The sequence below is a fragment of the Aliarcobacter vitoriensis genome, assembly GCF_003316695.1.
GTDB classification, from domain to species: domain Bacteria; phylum Campylobacterota; class Campylobacteria; order Campylobacterales; family Arcobacteraceae; genus Aliarcobacter; species Aliarcobacter vitoriensis.
This window is the reverse complement of sequence record NZ_PDKB01000016.1, coordinates 1-23037: the sequence shown is the minus strand read 5'-3', so window position 1 is coordinate 23037 and position 23037 is coordinate 1. Positions and strand designations below refer to the sequence as shown.

The window sequence follows — 23037 nt, the reverse complement described above, 5'->3', positions numbered from 1 at the left end:
TTTCTATTTTTTAGATCCAGCAGCTATTGCTTTATCTATTAAATTCTTAGAGCTATTATTTTCTTTCAAATCTATATTTTTTCCTAACTCTTTTGCTAGTATGCTTCCTGCATTATTTTGAATGTAACTATCTAGTTGCTCATCATTTAAGCTTTTACAAAACTCCCTATCTTTAGGTAAAATTTTATTTTGTTCAACTGCTAAATCAATTTTTAGATTTTTATTTGCTTCTAAAGCTGTTTCATACGATTTTTCAACTTTTTCAACTTTACTATTAGCTTCTGTTAATTTATCAGTTGTCTCACTTAACTCTTTAGATGTAGCTTCAACTGTTTTCATAGCTTCATTTTTTTCAAGTTCTAAATTCTCAACTTTTGAGTTCAAATCTTTAATTAGTATTTGATCTTTAGAATTTAAAGCATCTTTTATTAGATTTGGTCTATTAACAAGTCCAACACTATCAAGTGCTAAAACTGATCTATCATCTTTATTTCTATCCATCACAAAAGCTGGACTTACATATCTATAAAGTTTTTTATCAATTAATTCATCACCTAAAGGTGTTGTGTCTAAAGATGCATAAATACCATCAGCTCTCAATTCCAAAGTATCAACTTTAAACCAACCAGCTGCTTTTCCTCCATGTTCACCAAATCCATGATCTACTTCAAAAACCAAATCAATACCATTTGATTTTGTATTTTCAATAACAATAGCACCATCAATATTGAATGTACGACCATCTAAACCAACTACTGAACCAACAGGAGAGATAAGTACTTTCTCTTTAGCTTTATAGTTTAGTTCTAAAAGACGTCTCAAGTGTTCATTCATCTTTTTTTTCCTTTCTAATTTTCTAAAACAGAATTATGACACCTCTTGAAAAGCTAATTTTTTAAGATTTTTGGGAAAATTGATATCAAAAATATTACAAACTACATTTTTTAATAGCCTGTATTTACAGGATTATAATTACAACTAAAAAGTAGAAATAGATGGAAGAACATTCCATAAATGAAAGAAGTAAATAATGGCAAAAGACAAAAGTAAAAAGGCAGTTATAAAAAAATTATACATAGAGGATGGTTTAGGAGATAGTGAAATAGCTACTAGGCTTAATATAAACAGAGGAACAGTCTCTTATCATAAAAAGAAAGATAAAGATTTAGGTATAGACTGGGATGAAATAAGATCAAACAAAAATTACAATAACCTAACTTCTAGTGAGAATTTTGAAAAGAATCAGCAACAATTTCTAACAACACTATTTAATGCATTCGAAAATGAGAAAAATAGTATAGAGCAAATAGAAGATCCAAAAGCTCGATTAGAAAAACTAAACAGTTTTGCAACAAATTACTTCAAATTAAAAAGACCTGCTGTAAATGATTGCAAAGGAGTAGCTGATAAAGCTTCAAGATTAGTACTTGATACTATCATAGATTTTTGTGATGAACAAAATAAAAATGATTTTATAGATTTTTTAAATGAACACTTTGAAGATATTGTTGTAAAAACCGTTGAAAAAGTGAAAAAATCAAAATGAGCCATACTTTAGCCTTAAAGCCTTTTTTACTTCAAATCAATAAAAGATACGACAAAAACAAATTAAGCATTTTTAGAGGGGTCTTAGATAGCTTTAAAAAGGTTTTTAAATGTTATTAGATTATTCAGACTTAAAAAATAGATTAGCAGTATTACAAGCTCAAAATGACTCTGGAAAAAATAAAAGAGTAGAGAAAGCAAAAAATGAGTTTAGATTTTTTGTAGAAAACTATCTTCCACACTATTTAGATCATAATAAAAAAGAGACTTCTTCATTTAGAAAAGAGTTTTATAAAGATATAAAAGAGTTTGAAAAAAATAGAATAAATGAGTTCTTGGCATTTAGAGGTAGTGCAAAAACAACAATGGGTTCACGAGCTTTATGTATGTGGAGGAGTATCAGAAAAATACATAAGTATGCTATTCAAGTAAGTGATGGTGCAGAACTAGCAACTGAAAACTTAGAAGCAATACAACTAGAATTTGAAGAGAACAAAAGGCTCAAAGCTGATTTCTTAATTCAAAAAGGTTGGGTATGGAAAGCAAAAGTTTTTATTGTAAATATTGAAGGACATTTTATAAAGTATCAAGCCTTTGGAAGTGGAACAAGAATAAGAGGTAAAAACTTTATGGGTTCAAGACCAGATGATATTTATTGTGATGACTTGGAAAATGATGTAAATATAGAAAATCCAGATCAAAGAGATAAGCTTTATAAGTGGATTATAAAAGTATTATTCAAGCTTTCTAATAGAAATAAACCTTACAATATTTGGTTTCTAGGAACTGTCTTGCACTATGATTCCCCACTTATGAGATTAAGTCAAAGAGTAGATGTATCTACACACATCTATCCAGGGATTATAACATTTCCTAAAAATATTGATTTATGGGAAAAGCTATATGGTATTGCAAAAAATAGTGATATTAAAAAGGCATACTCATTCTATTTAGAAAACATAGAACTTTTACAAGAAGGATTAAAAGTAGATGACACAAGCTGGTTAAGTTTAGGTATAGATATGGATTATCCCGTAATATTCTCTTTAATGTTAGACTATTTTGAAGATCCAAAAGCCTTCAATGAAGAGATACAAATGAGCTCACATGATGAAGCTTCTCAAATATTCAAAATGCAATACTACTCTTATTTACCAGCTGATTTAGTTTATTACATGGGAGTAGACTCTGCATTGGGAAAAACTAAAGGAGATTTTGCTGCTATTACAATTTTAGGATTCTCTCCTAGTTTAAATAAATATTTTATAGTTGATGGCTTTATAGCGAGAATTCACCCTGATGAAGTAACTATAAGAATGCTTAAATATGCACAAACTTACTATCTACAAAACATAGGTTTTGAAATCGTACAGTTTCAAGAGTACTATAAAGATACTGTTCAGAAAAAAGCCATAAAAGAAAAGATACATTTCCCAGTAACTCCATTGGCAAATAGTGAAGCTGGAAAAGCACTAAGAATAGAGTCTATTGCACCAAATGTAAATGATGGAACAATCCTATTTAATCCAAATATGAAAGCTTACAACGAACAATATATTAAATATCCAAAAGCAAAACATGATGATGCTCCTGATAGTGGTGAAATGGCTTACAGAGTAGCAAGATACAAAACTGCAAACTTCAAAGATGTAAAAAAAGTTCAACAATCTTTAAAAAACAAATTTAACTATTTAAAAAAAAGGTATTAAACAATGATAAATAAAAAAAGAAAGAATAAAACAATACAAAAAGAGAAACAAACTTTAAATGAAAAGATTGTTATAAAAGGTATAAATTATAGTTCAAAAGCAACAATATTTAATGATATAAATATAGGTACTGTTAAAGATATTCTAAATAACCAAAACTTCACTCAAACAATGAAATTATATAGAACCATGCTCAAAAGAGATTGGCAAATAAGTGGAGATTTAAAAGAACGACAAGTTGAAATAATTGGTGCAAAATATAAAATAGATGGTAAAGATAAAAGAATATTAAACTTTATTGAAAACTATTTTTTAAATATAAAGCTAACTTCACTTTTAGCAGATATAAACTCAGGTATTGAATATGGATACTCTCTAATAGATTTAATTTGGGATTCAAAAAGCATAGATGGTGTTACTTACTTTTTACCTACAAAATTTAATTTTATACAACAAATTTTAGTACAACTAGATGATAAAAAAGGCTTATTTGTACAGGACAATAAATTAAATAAATACTATTTAGATGATTATAGCTATAAGTTTTTACTACATACTCACAAAATGAGTTCTGGTGATATTTTAGATTACTCTATTTTATCAACTCTTATTTGGATTTTTACTATTAAACATTTTATTGTTGGTCAGAGTATGAATTATTGTGAGCTTTTAGGAGTTCCTCCAATTATAGTAAATTCAAACTCAAATGATAAAGATACTATTTTAGAGATGATGGAGCAAGTTTTAGAGTTAAGAAGTGGAAGTGCTGGAGTTTTTGGAAAAGATGACAAAGTATCATTGGTAGAAGGTAAAGCCTCAAGTGATATGTTTTTAAACTTTATTAAATATTGTGATAATGCTATAACACATATAATTTTAGGAGGTAGTATATCTAGCTCTTCAAATACTAGTGGAAGTTTTGCAAGGGATAATGTTCATAACAGTATAAAAGACTCTTATCATGAAGCAGATATGAAACTAGTTAGCGACACTATAAATGAACTTATAAAAAAAATATGTGACTTAAATTTTAATAATATTAAAGAGTATCCGAAGTTTTCATTGATATATGAAAGTTCTACTCAGTATAATCAGGCACAAAGCGAACAAAAGCCAAAGAACAATAACATAGATAAAAACTACAAATTCGTAGAATTTAATAAAAAACTTGCCAATTCAGAACTTGATATTCAGTTAAATAAACTTGATACTAAAAATACAGAAGATGATATTTTAAAAAATATAGAGAACATAATGCAAAAAGCCGATAGCTATCAAGAGGCTATTTTAATTATCTCTCAAGAGTATGAAAATCTAAATTTAGATAGTTTAGAAAGCCTTATTGAAAATTATATGTTTAATGCGACTATATCTGGAAGTTTAAATGCCTAAAGTGTTTCACAAACTAAACTTTAGTACAAGCCCTGAAAATACAATAAAATATTTAAAAGATAAAAATGTAGAGCTTAGTTTTGATTATAAAGATATTCAAAAAGAGGCTCATCATAAAGCGTTTACAGTTGCTAAAATATCAAAACTAGATCTATTGGAGGATATTCAAAAATCTTTAGTTAGTAGTCTTAAAGATGGAAAAAGTTTTGATAAATGGAAGAGAGAGATAAAACAAACGTTAATTAAAAAAGGATGGTATGGAAAGCAAGAAGCCATAAATCCAAATACAGGAGAGATAAAAGAGTTTTATATTGGTTCAAGAAGGCTAAGAGTTATATTTCATACAAATACTAGAATGGCTTATGCTGTTGGAAGTGCTAATAATATTTATAGTAGTACAAATGAGTTTATACAATACAAATCCCTACTATATGGAAATAATAGAAGAATAGATCATAAAGCTTTACACAATATGGTAAAACATAGAAATGACAAATTTTGGGCTACATATTACCCACCAAATGGATTTGGTTGTGAATGTTATGTTATATCTCTAAGTAAAAAAGATTTAGAAAGATTAGGTTTAGTATTAGATACCAAAGATTATACAGGGCATATAAAAAATGATTTTGCTTATGATGTAAGACATCTATCTATTGAGAGTTTAGAAAATGCCTACTATTTACAAGCCTTAAAATTTAATAGTGATAATATAATCAATAAAGCACTAGATGATATAAGCTCTTTTGATAGATTAAAAAACTATCAAGAGTTCGTAGATGAAGTATCAAAAGACAAAAGCTATTATAAAAACATTATTCCAGCAGGTATAATAAGTTTTGAAGTTTTTAACTTCTTAAAAACAAAAAATCTAATTCCAATTACTCCACATATATTTTTAGATAAAAAAGCTTTAACTCACATGCAAAGAGAGGTTAAAATCAAAAAAGAAACTGCATTAAGCTTAGAAGATATTAGAAATATTCCTATTACATTAAACAACCCTGATATGATTTTATATGACACAGTTCACCAAAATATCTTATATATTTTTAATGACTATCTAGATAAAGATATTAAAATCGTAATAGAGATAAATTATATATCAAAAACACAAGAGTACAACAGAATTGTAACTACTGGCAAAGTACAAAGTAGTAACATAATTGGAAATATAAAAAGTGGAATTTATATATTAATTAAAAAAAGATAGATGGTGCATTTCGAATACACAAACACAGTTACCTGCCACTTTACCACTTAAGTGTACATCTATCTTAGTAAGGAATTATACAATGATTGAAGTAAATATTCAAGAATTAGAGGATTATTTAACCAGCATTAAAGATAAAACAAAAAATTTAAAACCTATTATGCACACTATTGGGGAAAAAGTCAAAAGAGTATCTTTAGAGAGTTTTGAGAAGGAACAAGATCCTATAACAAGTAGAGCTTGGAGTCCTATAAGCTCTACTTCTCTTTTTGCACAAACTGGTGGTAAAAAGAAAGCATTTACTAAAAATAAGAAAAGCCATACAAAGAGTTTTAAAAACAAAATTGATAAAAAAAGACTATTAATCAAAGAAGGTGATCTATTTAAATCAATAGATTATGAAGCAACAAAAGATAGTTCAGAAATATATGCAAGTAAGGTATATGCAGCAACACATTTTTTTGGGGACAATAAGAGGAATATTAAACAAAGAAGATATATGCCTTTTACTGATTCTTTAGACTTACCAACAAAATTAAAAGATGAATTAATAGAAGATATAACAGATTATTTATTAGATGAAAAGAAAAGAACTTAAAAAAGTTTTGCTTGTTTTGGTTTATGATCTCTTATAATTTTATATATAGTATTCATACTTACATTGTATTTTGTAGCAAGGGTAGCATGATTATATCCGTTAAATTCAGCTAATACCTTTTTTTCATAATCAGGCATAACTTTAGGAATATATACGGAAAATCCACCAAACTTTTTATAAAGTTGTTCAGTTGGTACACCTTTTTTTACAGCTTCAGCTATATCTTCAATAGTAAACAAAATGAACTCCTTTATAAAATAATATGGGAGATTATAGCTAAATTGATTACATTTTGCAATAGTATAACAAAGTGTTATATATGTAGTTTTTATGGTGCTTAAAGTAGAATATAAGATTTTATTTTAGGAAACATAGATATGACAAAGATTGAAGCATTAGAAAAATTAAATTCTTTAATTCAAGAACTAAAGAAGTTACCTCAATATCAATTTAATGGCAATAATAATGAGTTCAATAAATGGTTAAGAAAATCAAAAAGATATATTGAGCAAATATTTGAAAATATAAATGGACAATCAACTGATTTTATTGATATACAATTTGAATATAAAACTAACGGTTATCTTATACCAGAAGTTAAAAATGAAGTATTTTTTAATCACCATATGAAACAAAGATTAAATGCGGAAGGATTAATTGAATCATTTATTGAAGAAGTTGAAGAATGGGATGATGATGTTATAGAAGATAATAAGCCTAAGCAAATAATTAATACAAGTAATTCAAATAAAGTGTTTATAGTACATGGACATGATAATGGAGCAAAACAAGAGGTCGCTAGATTTTTAGAAAAATTAGGCTTAGAACCTATCATTTTACATGAACAAGCAAGTAGTCAAAAAACTATTATTGAAAAAATTGAATCTTACGCAGGAGAAGTTGGTTTTGGAGTTGTTTTATATACAGCTTGTGATATTGGAGGTAAAGATAAAGATAATCTTCAATCAAGAGCTAGACAAAATGTGGTATTTGAACATGGTTATTTAATTGGATTATTAGGAAGAGATAAAGTTTGTCCATTGGTTAAAGGAAGTATTGAAACACCAGGGGACATAAGTGGAGTGGTTTATACACATATGGATAATAATGGTTCTTGGCATTTACCTTTAGCAAAAGAACTTCGAACAGCAGGATATACAATAGACTTAAATTTATTAGTAGGATAAATCATGGAAGAAAATAAAAAAGACCTAGATTTTTTAGATAAAATCTATTCAAAATTATCTAATACATTAAATGATGAAGGAAAAACAAGAAAAAGTTTATTTTATATTTTTATTATAGCTTTATGTATTATTGGATCTATATTTTTAATTGAACTTATTTTAGTTATTTGTCTTTATGATATTGATAAATTAGGAGCATTTGGAGACTTTTTCGGTGGAATGATAAATCCACTTTTAACATTTTGCACATTTATGGCACTTTTAATGACTATAATACTACAACAAAAAGAACTATCACTTACAAGAGAAGAGCTGAGTGAAACTAAACAAGCAACAAAAGACTCAGCTGAAGCTTTAAGAGAACAAAGTAATTCCATAAAACTACAAAATTTTGAAAACACTTTTTTTAATATGATAAGGTTACACAATGAAATAGTAAATAATTTGAGGTTTGGAAATCATTTCATAGATTATGTTTCAGAAACAGAAGTCATTAATGGTTTTCCTCATGATACAATAAAATTTGATTTAATAAAAAGGAATAATGAGTCAAATACATCAATTTTTGGTAGGGATTCTATAGAAAAAATTTGTAATAATATTGATGACTTTATCGAAAATAAATCTAAAACCAACTCATTCAATAAAAATAGAAAACCAACTTTAATTTATGATCTTATTCATCAATGTTATTCAGATATTATAGGACATTATTTTGGAAATATATATCAGATACTTAAATTTATATCAACTAATGAAATAGAAGATAAAAGGAAATATTCGGATCTATTTAGAGCTCAATTTTCATCTAAAGAATTAAAACTTTTATTTTATCATTGTAGTGCTAGTATTGGCTCAACAAGATTTAAACTTCTTATAGAAGAATTTGAATTTTTAGAGCACTTAAATATTGAAAAAGAGAATGAATTTTTTAAGTATATTTTTTATAAATCAATATATGATATTAAAGCTTTTGGAATAAAAAATAAATATATAGTAGAATCATTAAGTAGTGAAATTCAAGATAAAATAAATAGTGAAATTCAAGATAAAATAAATAGTGAAATAGGTTCACCAGAAAACAAAAAAAATAATCAGCATGAATATAAATATAAATACTTAGATTTTTATAAATATTTTTCCAATGAAGAACTTGAGCAATATTTACAATTATTAAAAAAAGAACCGTCAGACTATTTAAATAAGATAGATACTAAATTAGCTATCTTAGATTATTCTCCAAAAGATGTTGCAAAAAACTATACTTTATAAAGAAGAATAAATTAATACATCCTCTCAAGAGCAGTAATAATATCCTGTGATTCAAAAACTGTAAAGTCATCTAGTCTTAAAGCTTTGTATCTTGCTATTTTACAAGCAAATTGAAGCAAAGCTTTATCACTTTTATCTCTAGCCTTTTCTTGCCAAATAACTCCTATTTTCTCTTTTTGTGCAAATGTTATTTTGTAAACTTCTTTTGTATCTCTTTTAAGCATAGGAATATCACTTACATTTCTATTGCAAAAATCTAAAAGTAGTTTTAGTTCATCTATACTTAGCTTTGTAGTGCTATCAACTCCAAAGCGAGAGAGCATAAACTCTTTTCTCATCTCATCATCAAAAAATACATTATGTTTAACTATCTGTATTTTTTGAATAAGACTTTTTTTATATGTTAGTTGTGCTTGTGTCATGTTTTATCCTTTGATTAAATTTTATATCATTTTTACTACAACCGTTACCACCGTTACAACTGCCATTTATAGGGCTTATATTTAGGCGGTTGTAACGGTGGTAGCAGTTTTTATTAATTTAAATAATAGTTTTGATTTATTATTTATTACGACCGTTACGACTGCTACGACTGCCTATTCTAGGGCTTTATTTGTGGCGGTCGTAACGGTCGTAGCAGTAGTACTATAAAAGTGATATATTGTAAGGTTTGCCTTTTTTTTCTTGTTTGCATTCCCAAAATTTACCATTATATTTATTGATAGTATCGTTTGCTGTATTGTCATTTTTCTCATATCCTAGCATTTCTAGAAGCTCTTTTTTAGTAAGACCATTAGGGTTATTTTCTAAAACACCTTTTGCAGCTCTTACAAAGCTCTCTTCATATTCGCTCATAGTTGCATATACTTCATCAAGCTTTTCAAGTTCTAGTGTTTGTGTAGAAACTGTAAGCCCTATATCTTTTACCAAAGTTCTTGAGTGAGTTACATTTAGCATAAAATGTAGTTTATCAGTCTCTTTTGCTTTTTGAGTCATCTCATATACATTATCAGGAGAGTTTATAAATACTTGAACTCCTGAGATAGTTTTACCAGTTTTAGTTGCATGGTGCATTATTATAATTGTTGCACCTGCATCTCTCATTCTCATCACTATCTTCATAAACTCTTCAGACTGACTTTTACTATCTGTATCCACAAAATCTTTTGTAGTTTCTAGTACAAATACAACATCTTTATAGTTATCTCTTTTTGCTTCATCATCTATTTTTTTAAGATACTCAAGAGGTGAACAATCAGTCTTAGCACGACTCACATATCTAACTTTAGGTATATTTATCAGTTTATTATCTATTGCTCTTTCATTTAAAGAAGATAAGCTGTTATCCATATCTACATAAATAATAGCTCTTATATCTTCTCTTTTAGCTAGTGTTGTAGTTATTCCATATCCTAGCCATGTTTTACCTTGTTTTGGTGGAGAGTAGATAAGTAAAACATTATTAGAATAAAGAAAATCTTTTATATAAGCTTTTCTATCTTCTAAAATAAAATCTTTTTGTTCTAAAATACTTCCATTTAAAAAACTAAACATTTTCAACCTTTTCTAAATTATCTTTTAGCCACTTTTCTAGTTGCTCTTTTTTTGCTGTTCCAACTTTCTCAAGCAATAAATCAAAATCGTGTTTTTTATCAACTCTTCCATATTTAAACTCCCAAAATAAAACTTTTAAAAGCCATTTTAAGAGTTCATCCTCCTTTTTATCTTTTGTGATAGTTCTAAAGTAGTTCATAAACTCATCAACCTTATCATAGGTGCAAATATGTATTTGCATCCTTTTATAAGCTTCATCTAGTTTTTCATTGCCTGTATTAACTGTTAGTATGTTCATTTTTTACCTTTCTTAACTTTAATATCAATATCTTTCTATTTAACCATTTTGCATACTTTTTTAAATCATCTTTACGGCTACTAGTTGTATGCCTGTCTTCCAATTCCAAAATGTGTTCTTTTGTTTGATATAAAAAGTTCTTCAATAAAGATATTTTTTCCTCAAGCTTAAATATTTTGTCTTTTAAAACATACCAAGCTATACTTTTCATTTTCCCTCCTATTAATAATCTCAATAGAACACTCAAAGAGTGCTCTATGAAATTATTTTGAAATTACTTTTTCTATTAAATCATTTGCTATATCTGCTACATCTGCAACATAACTATCTCCATTAATCATAATTTGTAATTTTGTACCTTCAAGTTCACTACAAACTACACAATCTATTTCATCTGTTTTAGCTGTCATCCACTCTTGTTTAAATCTAAGTAAATTTTCTTTTTTGAATATTACTTTTATCTCTTTATCCATTATCTACCTTTACTATAAATTCTCTACCAGTTTTTTTATATTTAATAGGTTTTAATTCACTATTTTTAAGCCATATTTTGACTTCATCAGGTGTCATAAGCCTACTCAATACATGCCAATGTTGTTCATTACTAACTTTGTACATCCATTCATAAACTTTCTTTTTGCCTTTCATTTTTTCAGCTTCAGCTTTCTCTCCAGCTTCTTTCTCTTCAAAATAATAAGTTTCTTGAGGGTTCATATATAAACCTCTTTTATTTTAAAATAGACATCTTTGTCTTGATTTTTCTTATCTAATTCATTTAAATACCTAATAGCTTCATCTCTAGTATTAAAACGTTCAAGATTTTGTTTTGATATAACATTAGAGCCAACAAAACCAATCTGTTTAACTTGATATTTTTTATTCTTAAACCTTGAAAAATCACCTTTTGTTAATCTAGTTACTTCATTTAACATCTAACTCCTTTTTAGACTGCATCGAAAAGAGTCTTTTCTCGCTCTCTTCGTCTTGTAAGACCAAGCAAAGGTTTACCAGCACTTTTATTCCATCTCAAAAACTCATTACTTGCACCCTCAAAGTTACCACGATTTAATTGTCTAAGTAGTGTAGAATCTTCAAAAGCTCCAAGCCCTATATTGTAAGCTAAGCTTACAAGAGCATCAAATTGATTTTGATTTATTTTTATAGTTACTCTTGCACTAACTCCTATTTCAAATTTTGTAACAATTTGTTTTAGTAAAGTTTCCGCTTTGTTTTTACTTATTTGCTCACCAATTCTAACTTTTCGTCCATCTTCCCAAAAAGTATTCCCATAACCAATAGTTGGTATTTTTGCAGGACAAAGATAAGCATTTGCACTAAAACCTTCAAACTCTTTTATAAGTTCTAAGCCTTTGTTAGATATTGTCATCTTTAGCCTCTTCTGTTGGTATTTCAAGTCCAGCTAAATCTAAAACTATATGCTCCAAACTTCCATCTACTTCACCATTTTTTCTATGTTTAAATCTTATATAGCTTTTTGTACCAACTATCTCTATTGCATCATCTATCATACTCATAGCTTCTTTCCAAAGCTCATGAGATATAGGATAAGATTTAAGACTAAGTATCTGTTTTGCATCTACTTTTCCATTTTTCACATCAAAGGCTCTAGTTATAAGAGTTTGTATCTCTGCATCAGCTCCATTTGTTTTTAAAGTTAAATACTCATCTATTTTCTCTTTTGCTAAAGATAATTTTTGATCAAAAGATATAAGCTTTGCAACTTGTATCTCAACTGCCTTTGTTCCATCAAAATTTTTTAATGTAACAGCTCCACTTCTTGAAGTTATTCTTTCCATATCATACTTTTGTCGAAGTAGATCTACAAACCCATAACACTCTTCAAAAGCTTTAGCTTTAAAGTTAATCATTCTATTTTGTACTACTATTGCACTATCTATTAGTTTCTCCACAACTTCATCTTCAAGCTGCTTATCAGGTGTTATCATATCAGGATGGATAAAATCACCTTCTTTATTTCGCCACATACCTTTTTCATTTACTGTTGGCATAAATCTCCTTTTATATATTTTTTGAGCACTCAATAAAGCTATCTTGAAAATAAGATAGCTCTATGAATGTTCTTCTGTATCATCACCACCAAGAGGCTTTTCTCTTGTACTATTTTGATTTGCATTTAGAATAGCAAAAGGCATATTCACACCTTTTTCAAGCACACAAAGTCCTAACAATAAAGCTAATCTTCTAGCTACACTCATAGCTTCATCTTCACTAAGTTGTATTCCAACTCCACCTTTTCCTATCAAAAACCTATATTTATCATCTTCTGTTGGAAATTTTCTAACTATTGGAGTATTTGCACTCATTTAATATCCTCCTTAAAAGGTATTTTCTTATCTTTTTTATCTCTATTTCTTACTATAGAACAAACCATATAACCACATACAAATCCAGCACTTGCTATAAATAACATACCTATCAATTTTCTATCTCCTTGTTAAGATTTAGTAGCTTTTATAGACCATAAATGTTTTAACTCTTTATCTTTTTCATAAGCTCCATTATTAATATGTTTTAAAACCGTTTTAGCCCTTCTGTTTGAAAAAACATAGTGAACCTCTTTTGTATTCTCTTTAAAGAAATCCAATACAATCCCTAACTTTGTCATTAAACACAACCATTTTTTTATTCTTCTTGTAGTTAATTTAGATAGATGAGCCAATTCTTTTATTGTTAAAACTTCATTTTTTATAATTATTCCAATTACACTAACTAGTTCATCAGGAACTTCTACATACTGTAACTCTCTTTTACCATCTAAAATTTCTTGTAAATCTTTATATTTTTTTTGCTTTAAGAATGTAAGTAAAACATCTAGTAAATATCTATTTATTCTAAAACTTCTATTTTCTTTGTTTTCAAGTTCAACTCTTTGTGTTAAAATTTTTAAAGAGACTAAAGTCTTAATTAAATTTGCAAAAACTCCTTTAGTAAAAGATGTGAGTTTAAATAATTCATAATAGTAAATGTCCTGCTTTTGTAAATCCTGAAGGACTTTCATAATCTTATTTAATGATTTTATTAATTCAATATTTATCCTTATATTGTTAGCTTTTAAAAGTTTTTTATTTCTATTTAAAAGTACAATATAGGATCTATTCATCAAAGATTTTTCATCTTTATCTTTGATGATCAATCCTTCATCTTCAAGCTTATCAAGTATATTTAAAAGAGTATTTTTATTTAAACTTGTAACAAGTAGTGCATCACTTAGTAGGAAGAATTTTTTTATCTTTATATATCTTCGAACTCTATCTTCGAGTATATTATTTTGCATTTATTTTTTCCACACCACTTGATTTAAAAGTATTTAAACTAGCACTTTGTAAATCATTGTTTTCACAATACTCCTCTAAAGCATTAATCAATACTTTTACGGGTCTAAAATTTCCATATTTATTAAAGAAATGTTCTACTAAATCATCTTCTATTTCAACATCAGAATTTAAACAAAGTTGTTTAATATCATGCTTTGTTGTATCTCCCATTTTTACTTTTCTTGAAAACCTCTCATAGTAGTGAGTGTCTCTTTTGAACATTTTGTCACATTGTTCCATTCCAGTTAATATAATTGGAGTTTTTGCTAAGTCATGTATATCCCTTATCATTAAAAGTAGTTGTTTCTTTCCATTCATAAATAAAGTATCAACTTCATCTATGATAAGTATTCTTTTATTCATAGTAAGTTCATCTATTATTCTATGTTGTAAAGTTGCAGTAGTTCCAGTATCCATAAGTTCCAAAGCTTCACATATATCTATCATCATCTGTTTTGGTGTCCAACTTCCCAATGTTCTTACTAATGCAGCACCTTCATCTATTGCTATTTTTTCTATAATTAAAGTTTTACCTCTTCCAGCATTTCCATAAAATAGCCCCATTTTTTCCATATCTCTTGGAAGTTTTTCTAGTTCTTTCATAGCTTCCAAACAATCTATATAATTTGTTGTTTTTATAAATCTATGTTGCATTTTTTATCCTACCTTTACTTGTGATTTTGCGATTTCATATAAATCTGGATATTTATCCATCAGTTCCTTATCTTTTTCATTCATTTGTTCAGGATTTTCTAATATCCAAATAAACCTCTCAACTTTTCCTTTAAATTGTGGTCTTCCACTCTCGAGAACCTTTTGTGGTTTACCCTCTTCATCTTTATTCTTGAAGTCATATTTATTTGACTTTTCTAAAGCTTTTAAATCTTCAGCTTCAATAACTGGAGTATTTTTAATAACAGCATCTATAACTTCACTTCGTTTTGTAACTGCAATAGTATGAGTTTCAACTCTATCTTTTACAGCTTCAATTCTGTCAATGATTGTAATATCAGCCAAGTTCTTAGCTTCATGTAGCATTTTGTCAAGATGTTTTGTAAGTGCATTCCATTTCTTTGCTGCTCTTTTTGCCATTGACCTACTTTGTCCAGTATATGCTGGGTCTTCAGCTATACAAATAAATTCCATATTTGTTTGATGAACAAATATATATCCCATATCATCAGGAACAAGAAGAAATACATTTTGTCCCATGTAATCAACTAAATCATCATGACAATACATAAGCCCATCAAGAGCAATACCTTTTTTACCTACTTTTCTTGTAATACTTTCACCAAGAAGTAAATTCAACATACTTGTATTAGGTATAGACTTAACACTAAATGGACATCTATTCCATTTCATCACAGGGCTTATTCCTAAGCCACCATGCTTTTCTTGCTCATAAAGATTTGAGACCCATTTATCACAAAGGTCTTGCAATTCATCTGCTGTTTTAAGAACTTCCAATCTAAGTCCTAAATTCTCTTTTTTGATTTTCCAAGCATCCTTTATAAGCCTTTTTTCTTCATCAGTTCTTGAAGCATTTAACCTTCTCCAAGCCTCTATTGAATTAATCTTTTGTGCAAAAGATTGTCTTGCTTGAATTTGTGCTTTTTGACTTACATTTGCTCCAATAAATCCTGGCACTTGCATAAATAACTGTCTACTTAAAGTTCCAAATATTCTCTCAACATGTGGTTTTTTATCTCCACTAAATGGTGGTACAATGATTGGATTTATCTTTAAGTTATAACAAACACTCATAAAATGGTTTGATGTATAATCTTTACCATTATCTATAATCACATTTTCAGGGATACCAAACTTTATAATTGCTTTTCGAAGAAGTTGTGAAATAGTATAAGAGCTAGAACTATCAGCTATATGAAATACAACTCTTCTTGTAAATACATCTATTGCGGCTAAGATTGTATATCTCTTACCATCGGAACAAATAATATCAGCAGGAGTTGAGTCAAGTTCCCAATAATGGTTTTTATATTTAGCTTTTTCATCTGCTTTTCCGAAAGCTGGCATATATTTATTTTTTGCACTATCAGGAGATTTTGAAAATTCATATATAAGTGGATTTTTATCTTTCCATTCTCTATAAAATCTATTCAAAACATCATAAGATGGCATAAGTCCACCGAACTTATGTTTCATATTTAGATATATTTCAGAGATATTTATAATGCTATCTTTTATAAAATAAGCAATAGCTACCTCTTTCATCTTATCATCTAAACTTTTTATTCCAGCACCTGAACTAGCACCTCTTTTATCTATAAAGATTTCAACTACATTACTGCCACTTATCTCTGCTTCTTTATATTTTCTAAGCCATATATTCAATTGACGTTCTGTTACACTACCTAAACAATCAAACTCTATATTATTTTTTAAAGTCTCTTTAAGCCACTTCATTCTATTTGTATTAGACTTTCGCATAAGATAAAATTTAATTAATTTACATCTTGCAAGTGCTATTTCTTGTTTAATAGGACTGGACATCAAATAAACTTCAGTAAAATTTGATTGTGTAATATTAGAAGATTTTATATCTTCAGTTTTATCATCTTGCACAACTCCAAGATCTACTAATTTATCTTTATACCTCTGAGGCAAATCTTCAAATTGATAGTGTTTTACAGGCTTAAAACTTCCTTCAATAATTTTTAGTTCATAATGAGTATCTTTAAGTGCTTTTGAAACAGATTGTTGTGAAATATTAAAAAATTCAACTAAATTTTTCTCTGTATACTCCACATCACACCTCCCAAGGAAGCTTTCCTATCCAAACACTATCTTTTTTAAGTTGGGCTATTATCTTTCTAGTATCACCATTGATATTATTTTTCCCAACTAAAGTACCATTAAGAACTAAGCTAAGTATCGCTTGATTCACTCCATAAGCAGTAGCATATTTTTTTACTGCAAATCCTCTATCGTCAAATCTCTCTTTAAGAGTCTTATCTTTAAAACTTTTTTTAATCAAATCAACCTCTCTTTCTAAGTAATAAATACTCACTTCAAATATTTATCTTAAGTCAATATTCACAGTTAAGCCTTAGTTGAGTGCTCATTTCTACTAAGACTTAATAATAAATACTTCCATATATATTATGTTGTAGACTTTTCTTTTCTTGGTATCTACACCTACACCTCAATCTTTGTATTTACTCTCAACCAAATACAAGATATCTTTTAACAGTTCAGCCAATCAGTTTGGAGTGTGGCTTAAATTTTTAAAGAACTTTATGTTCAAAAAACATAGTTAAAGGGATATTGGTAAGCCCTTTTTGTTATAATCAAATCACAAAACAAAATCATAAAAAAGGACTTATCAATGGATAATAATTTAAAAGAAATACTAATTGAATTTCAAACTCAAATTCATGACTTATTGCAATTACAATTTGATTTGAATGTTTCATTTAATGAACAAGCAAAGAAACTCAATACAGACTTTTATGATATTTACAATGAGATATACAACTCTAAAACATTAGAAGAATCAAAAAGTTTTTTGAAAAATAAAAAATTCATAGTAGAACAATTTAATGAGATGACTGACAAAAGAACTCAAAATGTAGCAAAAATGTTTGATGAAAGACTCAATGTTATTCACAATAACCTAGAGAGAATTAAAGAGACTCTCTAGCTCTTACTTTTATTCCAAGGTATCCACCTTCAAAAGAAGCAAATCCTTTTTTTTGTTTCTTTTTTATTTTTGATAATCTCTTTAAAAAGCTATTTTTCTTTTTTTTCATAATAAATCCTTTAATTAAAAAATTTATCCCCTTAACAATGATTTTTTAAAGAACTCAGGATAAAAACATTTTTTTATCTCTTTTTGTTATAATGTTTATTAATCATTTGATTAACTTTTGAAAGTATAAATGATTTATTTACATTTGTCAAGAGTTTTGTAAATATTTTATTTACATAAATACAAATATTGCCATTTTAAGGGGTTTAAATTGTCTAAAATTAGTGAAAGATTTTCTCAAGTTATGAGTGAAAAAGGAATAAATAATGCTTTCTTATCAAAAAAATACAATATCTCAAGACAACTTGTAAACAATTTCTTGACAAATCAAAAAACTTTAACTGATACATTTGCTGAAGTTTGTGATAAAGAAGATATTAATATAAATTGGTTATTAACAGGCAGAGGAAATAAATTTAAAGAAAATAATGTAAATTTAATATCAAGCAATTACAATATAGATTTATTAAATGTTAGAGCTGGTGCAGGAGAAGGAATTTACAACTATGTTATAGAAACGGTAGATACAATTTCACTAGATAAAAGCTTTTTTAGAACACCTATAAATACAAATAAAGTTAAAGGTATTCAAGTAGATGGCGATAGTATGGAGCCAACTCTAAGAGATGGCGATTATGTTTTAATAGATGAAAATATAAACTTTGGTACAAATGGTATATATGCTATTCAATATGGTGGACAAATACTCATAAAAAGACTTCAATTTAAAATGGATGGAACTATACTTATTATTTCAGATAATGACAAATATGATAAAGAAGTTTTCAATCCAAAAGAAAACCAACTACCTTTTCAAGTATTAGGTATAAAAGTTTTAAGTATTCAAAGATAAACATATGTTTACCTACTTAACTTTTACAACTACTTAATTTAAAAATTAGGTTGTATTACTTCAAGTTGTATTAGTTGTATTGCTAGGTTGTATTACTATACTTTTACAACCGCTTACTTATTTATAAAAAAGGTATGTAGGTAAACTCATCATCATTTAATGCTATAATATGTATAAAACAGTGTTAAATATTGTTAAAGAGTTTGTATAGTAAAGTTTAATGCAGTTACATTTCTACAACCGCATTGTAAAAAGGTCTATAAATACCATTAAATAGGGCTAATTAAGAAAAAAAGCCTCTTATTCTTTTACTTACATTTTAAACAATACTTCACATAAGGAGTTATTAAATGAAACGAGATATTATAATAATTGGTGCTGGAATTATGGGCTTAACTACGGCCTATGAACTTATAAAAGTAGGTAGAAAAGTTACAATTATAGATGAACATGATATTACAAATTCAACTTCTTTTGGAAATGCAGGTTTATTATCTGCTTTTGATAAAGGTCCACTTGCAAATCCAGGAATTGTATTTAATACATTAAAACTTATGATTAAAGGTGAATCACCTGTAAATATACATCCAACTTTAGATATAAATATATATAAATGGTTATGGAAATTTATCAATAGTGCAAATAAAGATAGATTAAAAAGAACCCTTGCTTTATTTGAAAAGTATGGTCATATATCAAATAATAGTTATGAAAATATGCAAAAAATTGATGGACTAGATTTAGATTTCCATAGAAAAGGTATGTTATCAGTTTTTACAGAACAAAAAAGTTATAATAAAAAACTACTTGATTATGCAGTTAAAAATGATGATATTTTTGAGGTTATTGAAAAAAATAGAATTAAAGATTTTATACCTTGTGTTACAGATGATGTAAAAGGAGCTATTCATTTTAAAAGAAATACTCATTTCGATCCTAAAAGAACTATATTAGAGCTAAAAAGATATTTAAAAGAAAATGGAGTTGAATTTATATTAAATGAACGAATTTCAAATATTACGTATTCTGATACAAAAATCGAATCAATTAGTTCTACTCTAAATACTTATGAAGCTGATACATATATCCTATCAACTGGTTATCAAACTAATTTAGCAAATAAATTAAAACAAAATCTTATGATGATTCCAGCAAAAGGCTATAGTATTACCTTTAATATGCCAAAAGAGTTCCAACCAATTACATCAACACTATTTTCTGATTTATTTATTGTTATGACACCAAGAAGAGATGATGTAAGAATTACATCAAAATTAGAAATAGGTTCTACCAATCATAAAATAGTAAAAAAACAAATAGAAAGTATAAAAGAAAACTTTAAAAAATATACTATTCCTTTTGAGATGAAAAATATAGTTGAGTGGACTGGCTTTAGACCATTAACACCCAATGACATGCCTTTAATTGGAAGAGACGAAAAATATAAAAATTTAATTTATGGAATGGGATTAGGATGGCTTGGAATGACATTTGGTCCAGCTCTTGCTTCTATATTAAAAGATTTGATTGTAAATAATTTAGAAAACAAAAACTCTGATGATATTCTTTTATTTTCTGGATTCTATCAAGGTAAATATTAAGAGTAGTAAAATTTCTACTCTTTATATTTCATCACCACAATTAAAACAATACCCTAAACCTTTTATAGTATCTTTATGACAATTTTGACACTCTATTTTTAACTCATTCTTACAACAAGGGCAATAATTCATATTTATATAATCAACTCTAGTTCCACAACTATTACAAAGATTTCTACTATAAGATTCAATGATTGATATTTTACTATTTTTTAGTTTTTCATTATCATCTTTAAATCTTTTTTGTATTTTTACTATTATAAAAATAAAAAACAATATAGCAATTGCAATGGCAAAATAATAAACAATAAAAGGTATTTCTAAATTATAAAAAAACATTAAAAGTTTTTCTATAAAAATATTTGGAATAAAAATATTTATCAAACTCAAAAGTGAAATCAAAGTCGGTATTAAAGTAACAACTAAAAGATTTTTAAAAATAATATATAAAATATATCTATCTTTTTTTAGATAGTTTTTCATAATATAGAAGAAAATCAAAACTAAAGGTATTAAAAATAGCAAAATCACCAATTCATATTTAATAGAATAATATTTTTCGCTACTTTCTATATCTTCTAAAATAATATTTTTATTTGAATCAATATATAAATTAAATTCTTTTACAAAACTATTTTCCTTAAAGCTATTGTATAAATCTTCCTTTTGTTTTGTTAGTTTTTCTAATTCTAATGATAAATTATCATATTTATCCTTGATATTCTTAGCTGTTAAATCTCCTTCAATAATCGACTTATCAACATCTTGATTACTTAGTTTTTCAAATAATATAGTGTTGTAATTGTCCTTTAAATATGAAATTTGATTATTTAATTCATAAGATTTATTTGATATTTCTTCATTTGTCTTTTTCAATAATTTTACATCTATATTATCTTTTATAAAATCTATTTTCTCATAAATTAAATTACATCTATTATCAACTTCTAAATCTTTTATATTTTGGTATTTTGAAGAATAATTTTTTGGATTGTATATATAGTTGTTAAAATCATCAACTTTTGAATTGTAAGCAAAAATATCTCTACAATCATATGGAAATTTTGTACTTGGATTATTTAAAACTTGTGTTTGAAAATCTATCCCCTGATAAAGTATAGTTAAAATAAAAATATCTAAAATGGCCAAAGCTAAAATGGTGATTTTCGATAATTTTTCTTTACCTTTATATATAAAATTATTTATAAAAAAGTTTTTAATAATAGATTTCAAAGTAATTCCTAATATTTTTAATTTGACTATTGTACTTTAAATATCTTTACAATTTATAAAAAATCTATAAAGAGAGCCTAAACTCTCTTTATTTTTAAATATTATTAAAACTCCATTTTCATAGAGAAAGCAACACTTCTAGGATCGCCTAACATATTTCCATTTGTCCAATAAACTTTATCAGTTAAGTTTTGTACATTTAGATTAAAACTTGTAGGATAATTTCCTAACTTAGTAGAATATCTAAGTCCTGCATCATAAAGAGTATAACTTGGTAAAATATCTGTATTTGCCTCATCTGAATATTTTTTACCCGTATAATATGCACCAGCATTGATAGATAAACCATTTATATATGGAATATTATACTCTGAATAAAGCTTTGCCATTTTTGTAGCAGCCTCTATTGGTTTTTTACCTTCAATATCTTTATTAGTATGTTTTTCTATACCTAAATCCATAAATGTCACTCCACCCATCAAAGTTAAGTTATCTGTTACTTTTCCTATAAGTCCAATTTCAATACCTTGATGGATAGCTTCTCCATCTTGAGTTAAAGTTGGTTTTGGTGTTGTTGTATTATCAGTATATTGATTTGCTCTTTCTATCCTAAATAACGAGGCTGTTAATAAAGCTCTTTCATCTAACATACTATATTTTGCACCAATTTCATATTGTTTACTTTTATATGGACTTAAAATCTCGCCATCATTCTGATAGTAACTCCCTACAATAGTTCCTTCTTCTAAGCTTTCAATGTAAGTCGCATAAGTTGTTAAGTTTTCAAAAGGCTTATATATTAAAGACAGTGTTGGTGTAAGTTTTGATTCTTTGTATTTTGTATTATTTTGATTATTATTAAAAACTATTGTTGCATAGTTTAATCCAACTAATGCACTCCATTGTTCATTAAATACTATATCATCACCTATTAAGATATTTTCAAATTGCCATTCTCTGCTCTTAGTAAGTGCTTCTTCCCCTATTGTATCATATCCAGTAAAAGAAATATAACCTGTTCTAGGTATATCAAGTTTTTTTAACTCACCTAATGTCATATTGTTTTTATATAAATAATATTTACCTTCATCTTTATGTTTATAATTTGTACTTTCACTTAAAGAATATCCTGTAGTTATAGTATGACCAACACTTCCTGTATTAAATTTTGAATCTAAATATATATTTGTTCCATAATTTTTTGTTTCTTGCCAAGCATCATTACTTGACCAAGTGCCAGACCAACTATCATCACCTATTGAATAGCCATTCTTATATGTTATATTAATATTTCTTGCCTTATGTTTCATCTTTTCATAGAAGGTATTTGTTCTTAGTGTAAAAATATCATTGATATCATATCTTATACTATTTTCAACTCTATTTGATTTAAACTCATTTTCTATCCAATCGGGATTATAATTTTTTACTTTCTCGATACTTGCCATATC

29 protein-coding genes are annotated in these 23037 nt (G+C 27.1%); 10 read left to right on the top strand and 19 right to left on the bottom strand.

Translation table 11 applies throughout. The annotated features are described in order from the left end of the window. Positions 1 to 3 precede the first annotated feature (3 nt). Entirely contained in the window at positions 4 to 834 is an 831-nt protein-coding gene (locus CRU91_RS09305) for a phage protease (RefSeq protein WP_113894957.1), read from the bottom strand. A gap of 196 nt (positions 835 to 1030) precedes the next feature. Here CRU91_RS09305 and CRU91_RS09300 point away from each other — a divergent pair, with 196 nt between their 5' ends. The 5 genes from CRU91_RS09300 (at position 1031) to CRU91_RS09280 (ending at position 6457) form a co-directional block, all read left to right on the top strand. Continuing rightward, positions 1031 to 1546, top strand: a complete 516-nt coding sequence (locus CRU91_RS09300; protein ID WP_113894956.1) for a DUF1804 family protein — start codon at positions 1031 to 1033, stop codon at positions 1544 to 1546. A 109-nt stretch (positions 1547 to 1655) separates the two neighbouring features. Beyond that, positions 1656 to 3254, top strand: coding sequence for a phage terminase large subunit (gene terL / locus CRU91_RS09295; protein ID WP_113894955.1), 1599 nt, complete (start codon positions 1656 to 1658; stop codon positions 3252 to 3254). Between the two features lie 3 nt (positions 3255 to 3257). Beyond that, on the top strand, positions 3258 to 4646 hold the full coding sequence (locus CRU91_RS09290) for a phage portal protein family protein (RefSeq protein ID WP_113894954.1): 1389 nt from the start codon (positions 3258 to 3260) through the stop codon (positions 4644 to 4646). Continuing rightward, a complete protein-coding gene (locus CRU91_RS09285) occupies positions 4639 to 5859 on the top strand; it encodes a phage head morphogenesis protein (RefSeq protein WP_113894953.1) in 1221 nt (406 codons plus the stop codon). Before CRU91_RS09290 ends, CRU91_RS09285 begins: the two co-directional genes overlap by 8 nt. 82 nt (positions 5860 to 5941) lie before the next feature. Next, entirely contained in the window at positions 5942 to 6457 is a 516-nt protein-coding gene (locus CRU91_RS09280; RefSeq protein ID WP_113894952.1) for a phage virion morphogenesis protein, read from the top strand. Here the strand turns inward: CRU91_RS09280 and CRU91_RS09275 are convergent. After that, a complete protein-coding gene (locus CRU91_RS09275; protein ID WP_235826991.1) occupies positions 6454 to 6696 on the bottom strand; it encodes a Mor transcription activator family protein in 243 nt (80 codons plus the stop codon). The two genes, CRU91_RS09280 and CRU91_RS09275, sit on opposite strands and share 4 nt — an antisense overlap. A 138-nt stretch (positions 6697 to 6834) precedes the next feature. On the opposite strand from CRU91_RS09275, the gene CRU91_RS09270 reads away from it, so the two are divergent. After that, on the top strand, positions 6835 to 7644 hold the full coding sequence (locus tag CRU91_RS09270) for a TIR domain-containing protein (protein ID WP_113894950.1): 810 nt from the start codon (positions 6835 to 6837) through the stop codon (positions 7642 to 7644). A 3-nt stretch (positions 7645 to 7647) separates the two neighbouring features. Then, complete coding sequence (locus CRU91_RS09265; RefSeq protein WP_113894949.1) at positions 7648 to 8916, top strand: putative phage abortive infection protein; 1269 nt, start codon at positions 7648 to 7650, stop codon at positions 8914 to 8916. 11 nt (positions 8917 to 8927) lie between these two features. Here the strand turns inward: CRU91_RS09265 and CRU91_RS09260 are convergent, their stop codons facing one another. The 14 genes from CRU91_RS09260 to CRU91_RS09195 form a co-directional block, all read right to left on the bottom strand. Next, positions 8928 to 9338, bottom strand: coding sequence for a phage protein GemA/Gp16 family protein (locus CRU91_RS09260; protein ID WP_113894948.1), 411 nt, complete (start codon positions 9336 to 9338; stop codon positions 8928 to 8930). Between the two features lie 223 nt (positions 9339 to 9561). Then, positions 9562 to 10470, bottom strand: coding sequence for an AAA family ATPase (locus CRU91_RS09255; RefSeq protein WP_113894947.1), 909 nt, complete (start codon positions 10468 to 10470; stop codon positions 9562 to 9564). Continuing rightward, positions 10463 to 10768, bottom strand: coding sequence for a hypothetical protein (locus tag CRU91_RS09250; protein ID WP_113894946.1), 306 nt, complete (start codon positions 10766 to 10768; stop codon positions 10463 to 10465). Before CRU91_RS09250 ends, CRU91_RS09255 begins: the two co-directional genes overlap by 8 nt. Then, entirely contained in the window at positions 10749 to 10979 is a 231-nt protein-coding gene (locus tag CRU91_RS09245; protein ID WP_113894945.1) for a hypothetical protein, read from the bottom strand. Before CRU91_RS09245 ends, CRU91_RS09250 begins: the two co-directional genes overlap by 20 nt. A 52-nt stretch (positions 10980 to 11031) precedes the next feature. Continuing rightward, the gene (locus CRU91_RS09240) at positions 11032 to 11241 is read right to left on the bottom strand and encodes a hypothetical protein (protein WP_113894944.1); all 210 of its coding nucleotides are present in this window, start codon (positions 11239 to 11241) and stop codon (positions 11032 to 11034) included. After that, entirely contained in the window at positions 11234 to 11482 is a 249-nt protein-coding gene (locus CRU91_RS09235) for a hypothetical protein (RefSeq protein WP_113894943.1), read from the bottom strand. The genes CRU91_RS09240 and CRU91_RS09235 overlap by 8 nt, the downstream gene beginning before the upstream one ends. Continuing rightward, the gene (locus tag CRU91_RS09230; RefSeq protein WP_113894942.1) at positions 11479 to 11700 is read right to left on the bottom strand and encodes a hypothetical protein; all 222 of its coding nucleotides are present in this window, start codon (positions 11698 to 11700) and stop codon (positions 11479 to 11481) included. The genes CRU91_RS09235 and CRU91_RS09230 overlap by 4 nt, the downstream gene beginning before the upstream one ends. Before the next feature lie 11 nt (positions 11701 to 11711). Next, a complete protein-coding gene (locus tag CRU91_RS09225) occupies positions 11712 to 12155 on the bottom strand; it encodes a lysozyme (RefSeq protein WP_113894941.1) in 444 nt (147 codons plus the stop codon). Then, complete coding sequence (locus tag CRU91_RS09220; RefSeq protein WP_113894940.1) at positions 12142 to 12798, bottom strand: DUF3164 family protein; 657 nt, start codon at positions 12796 to 12798, stop codon at positions 12142 to 12144. Before CRU91_RS09220 ends, CRU91_RS09225 begins: the two co-directional genes overlap by 14 nt. A 60-nt stretch (positions 12799 to 12858) precedes the next feature. Further along, positions 12859 to 13113, bottom strand: coding sequence for a hypothetical protein (locus CRU91_RS09215; RefSeq protein ID WP_113894939.1), 255 nt, complete (start codon positions 13111 to 13113; stop codon positions 12859 to 12861). Positions 13114 to 13244: 131 nt separating this feature from the next. Further along, positions 13245 to 14084 (bottom strand): hypothetical protein, encoded by an 840-nt coding sequence (locus CRU91_RS12405; protein WP_113894938.1) that lies wholly within the window; start codon positions 14082 to 14084, stop codon positions 13245 to 13247. Next, positions 14074 to 14778 (bottom strand): ATP-binding protein, encoded by a 705-nt coding sequence (locus tag CRU91_RS09205; RefSeq protein WP_113894937.1) that lies wholly within the window; start codon positions 14776 to 14778, stop codon positions 14074 to 14076. Before CRU91_RS09205 ends, CRU91_RS12405 begins: the two co-directional genes overlap by 11 nt. A 3-nt stretch (positions 14779 to 14781) precedes the next feature. Next, complete coding sequence (locus tag CRU91_RS09200; protein WP_113894936.1) at positions 14782 to 16896, bottom strand: DDE-type integrase/transposase/recombinase; 2115 nt, start codon at positions 16894 to 16896, stop codon at positions 14782 to 14784. Between the two features lies 1 nt (position 16897). Then, entirely contained in the window at positions 16898 to 17125 is a 228-nt protein-coding gene (locus CRU91_RS09195; protein ID WP_222718446.1) for a hypothetical protein, read from the bottom strand. Between the two features lie 351 nt (positions 17126 to 17476). Between CRU91_RS09195 and CRU91_RS09190 the strand changes: the two genes are divergently transcribed. Next, positions 17477 to 17791, top strand: a complete 315-nt coding sequence (locus CRU91_RS09190; RefSeq protein WP_113894934.1) for a hypothetical protein — start codon at positions 17477 to 17479, stop codon at positions 17789 to 17791. On the opposite strand, the gene CRU91_RS12480 is transcribed toward CRU91_RS09190, so the two are convergent. Then, entirely contained in the window at positions 17775 to 17900 is a 126-nt protein-coding gene (locus CRU91_RS12480; RefSeq protein ID WP_257119003.1) for a hypothetical protein, read from the bottom strand. The two genes, CRU91_RS09190 and CRU91_RS12480, sit on opposite strands and share 17 nt — an antisense overlap. A 210-nt stretch (positions 17901 to 18110) precedes the next feature. Between CRU91_RS12480 and CRU91_RS09185 the strand changes: the two genes are divergently transcribed. Both CRU91_RS09185 and CRU91_RS09180 read left to right on the top strand, forming a co-directional pair. Then, entirely contained in the window at positions 18111 to 18752 is a 642-nt protein-coding gene (locus tag CRU91_RS09185) for a S24 family peptidase (protein ID WP_113894933.1), read from the top strand. 350 nt (positions 18753 to 19102) lie between these two features. Further along, the gene (locus CRU91_RS09180; RefSeq protein WP_113894932.1) at positions 19103 to 20353 is read left to right on the top strand and encodes an NAD(P)/FAD-dependent oxidoreductase; all 1251 of its coding nucleotides are present in this window, start codon (positions 19103 to 19105) and stop codon (positions 20351 to 20353) included. 21 nt (positions 20354 to 20374) lie between these two features. On the opposite strand, the gene CRU91_RS09175 is transcribed toward CRU91_RS09180, so the two are convergent. Together CRU91_RS09175 and CRU91_RS12265 are read right to left on the bottom strand one after the other, a co-directional pair. After that, positions 20375 to 21586: an ABC transporter permease gene (locus CRU91_RS09175; protein ID WP_113894931.1), complete on the bottom strand. Its 1212-nt coding sequence runs from the start codon at positions 21584 to 21586 to the stop codon at positions 20375 to 20377. 104 nt (positions 21587 to 21690) lie between these two features. Next, positions 21691 to 23037, bottom strand: a 1347-nt coding sequence (locus CRU91_RS12265) for a TonB-dependent receptor (RefSeq protein ID WP_222718445.1), incomplete at its 5' end; no start/stop codon positions are given.

Coding starts and splice junctions, on each gene's coding strand:
- CRU91_RS09230 (WP_113894942.1), bottom strand. CDS start 11,700: ATGTTAAATGAAGTAACTAGATTAACAAAAGGTGATTTTTCAAGGTTT.
- CRU91_RS09180 (WP_113894932.1), top strand. CDS start 19,103: ATGAAACGAGATATTATAATAATTGGTGCTGGAATTATGGGCTTAACT.
- CRU91_RS09235 (WP_113894943.1), bottom strand. CDS start 11,482: ATGAACCCTCAAGAAACTTATTATTTTGAAGAGAAAGAAGCTGGAGAG.
- CRU91_RS12480 (WP_257119003.1), bottom strand. CDS start 17,900: ATGAAAAAAAAGAAAAATAGCTTTTTAAAGAGATTATCAAAAATAAAA.
- CRU91_RS12405 (WP_113894938.1), bottom strand. CDS start 14,084: ATGCAAAATAATATACTCGAAGATAGAGTTCGAAGATATATAAAGATA.
- CRU91_RS09300 (WP_113894956.1), top strand. CDS start 1,031: ATGGCAAAAGACAAAAGTAAAAAGGCAGTTATAAAAAAATTATACATA.
- CRU91_RS09265 (WP_113894949.1), top strand. CDS start 7,648: ATGGAAGAAAATAAAAAAGACCTAGATTTTTTAGATAAAATCTATTCA.
- CRU91_RS09255 (WP_113894947.1), bottom strand. CDS start 10,470: ATGTTTAGTTTTTTAAATGGAAGTATTTTAGAACAAAAAGATTTTATT.
- CRU91_RS09190 (WP_113894934.1), top strand. CDS start 17,477: ATGGATAATAATTTAAAAGAAATACTAATTGAATTTCAAACTCAAATT.
- CRU91_RS09220 (WP_113894940.1), bottom strand. CDS start 12,798: ATGCCAACAGTAAATGAAAAAGGTATGTGGCGAAATAAAGAAGGTGAT.
- CRU91_RS09250 (WP_113894946.1), bottom strand. CDS start 10,768: ATGAACATACTAACAGTTAATACAGGCAATGAAAAACTAGATGAAGCT.
- CRU91_RS09225 (WP_113894941.1), bottom strand. CDS start 12,155: ATGACAATATCTAACAAAGGCTTAGAACTTATAAAAGAGTTTGAAGGT.
- CRU91_RS09290 (WP_113894954.1), top strand. CDS start 3,258: ATGATAAATAAAAAAAGAAAGAATAAAACAATACAAAAAGAGAAACAA.
- CRU91_RS09205 (WP_113894937.1), bottom strand. CDS start 14,778: ATGCAACATAGATTTATAAAAACAACAAATTATATAGATTGTTTGGAA.
- CRU91_RS09215 (WP_113894939.1), bottom strand. CDS start 13,113: ATGAGTGCAAATACTCCAATAGTTAGAAAATTTCCAACAGAAGATGAT.
- CRU91_RS09305 (WP_113894957.1), bottom strand. CDS start 834: ATGAATGAACACTTGAGACGTCTTTTAGAACTAAACTATAAAGCTAAA.
- CRU91_RS09260 (WP_113894948.1), bottom strand. CDS start 9,338: ATGACACAAGCACAACTAACATATAAAAAAAGTCTTATTCAAAAAATA.
- CRU91_RS09285 (WP_113894953.1), top strand. CDS start 4,639: ATGCCTAAAGTGTTTCACAAACTAAACTTTAGTACAAGCCCTGAAAAT.
- CRU91_RS09240 (WP_113894944.1), bottom strand. CDS start 11,241: ATGGATAAAGAGATAAAAGTAATATTCAAAAAAGAAAATTTACTTAGA.
- terL (WP_113894955.1), top strand. CDS start 1,656: ATGTTATTAGATTATTCAGACTTAAAAAATAGATTAGCAGTATTACAA.
- CRU91_RS09280 (WP_113894952.1), top strand. CDS start 5,942: ATGATTGAAGTAAATATTCAAGAATTAGAGGATTATTTAACCAGCATT.
- CRU91_RS09270 (WP_113894950.1), top strand. CDS start 6,835: ATGACAAAGATTGAAGCATTAGAAAAATTAAATTCTTTAATTCAAGAA.
- CRU91_RS09245 (WP_113894945.1), bottom strand. CDS start 10,979: ATGAAAAGTATAGCTTGGTATGTTTTAAAAGACAAAATATTTAAGCTT.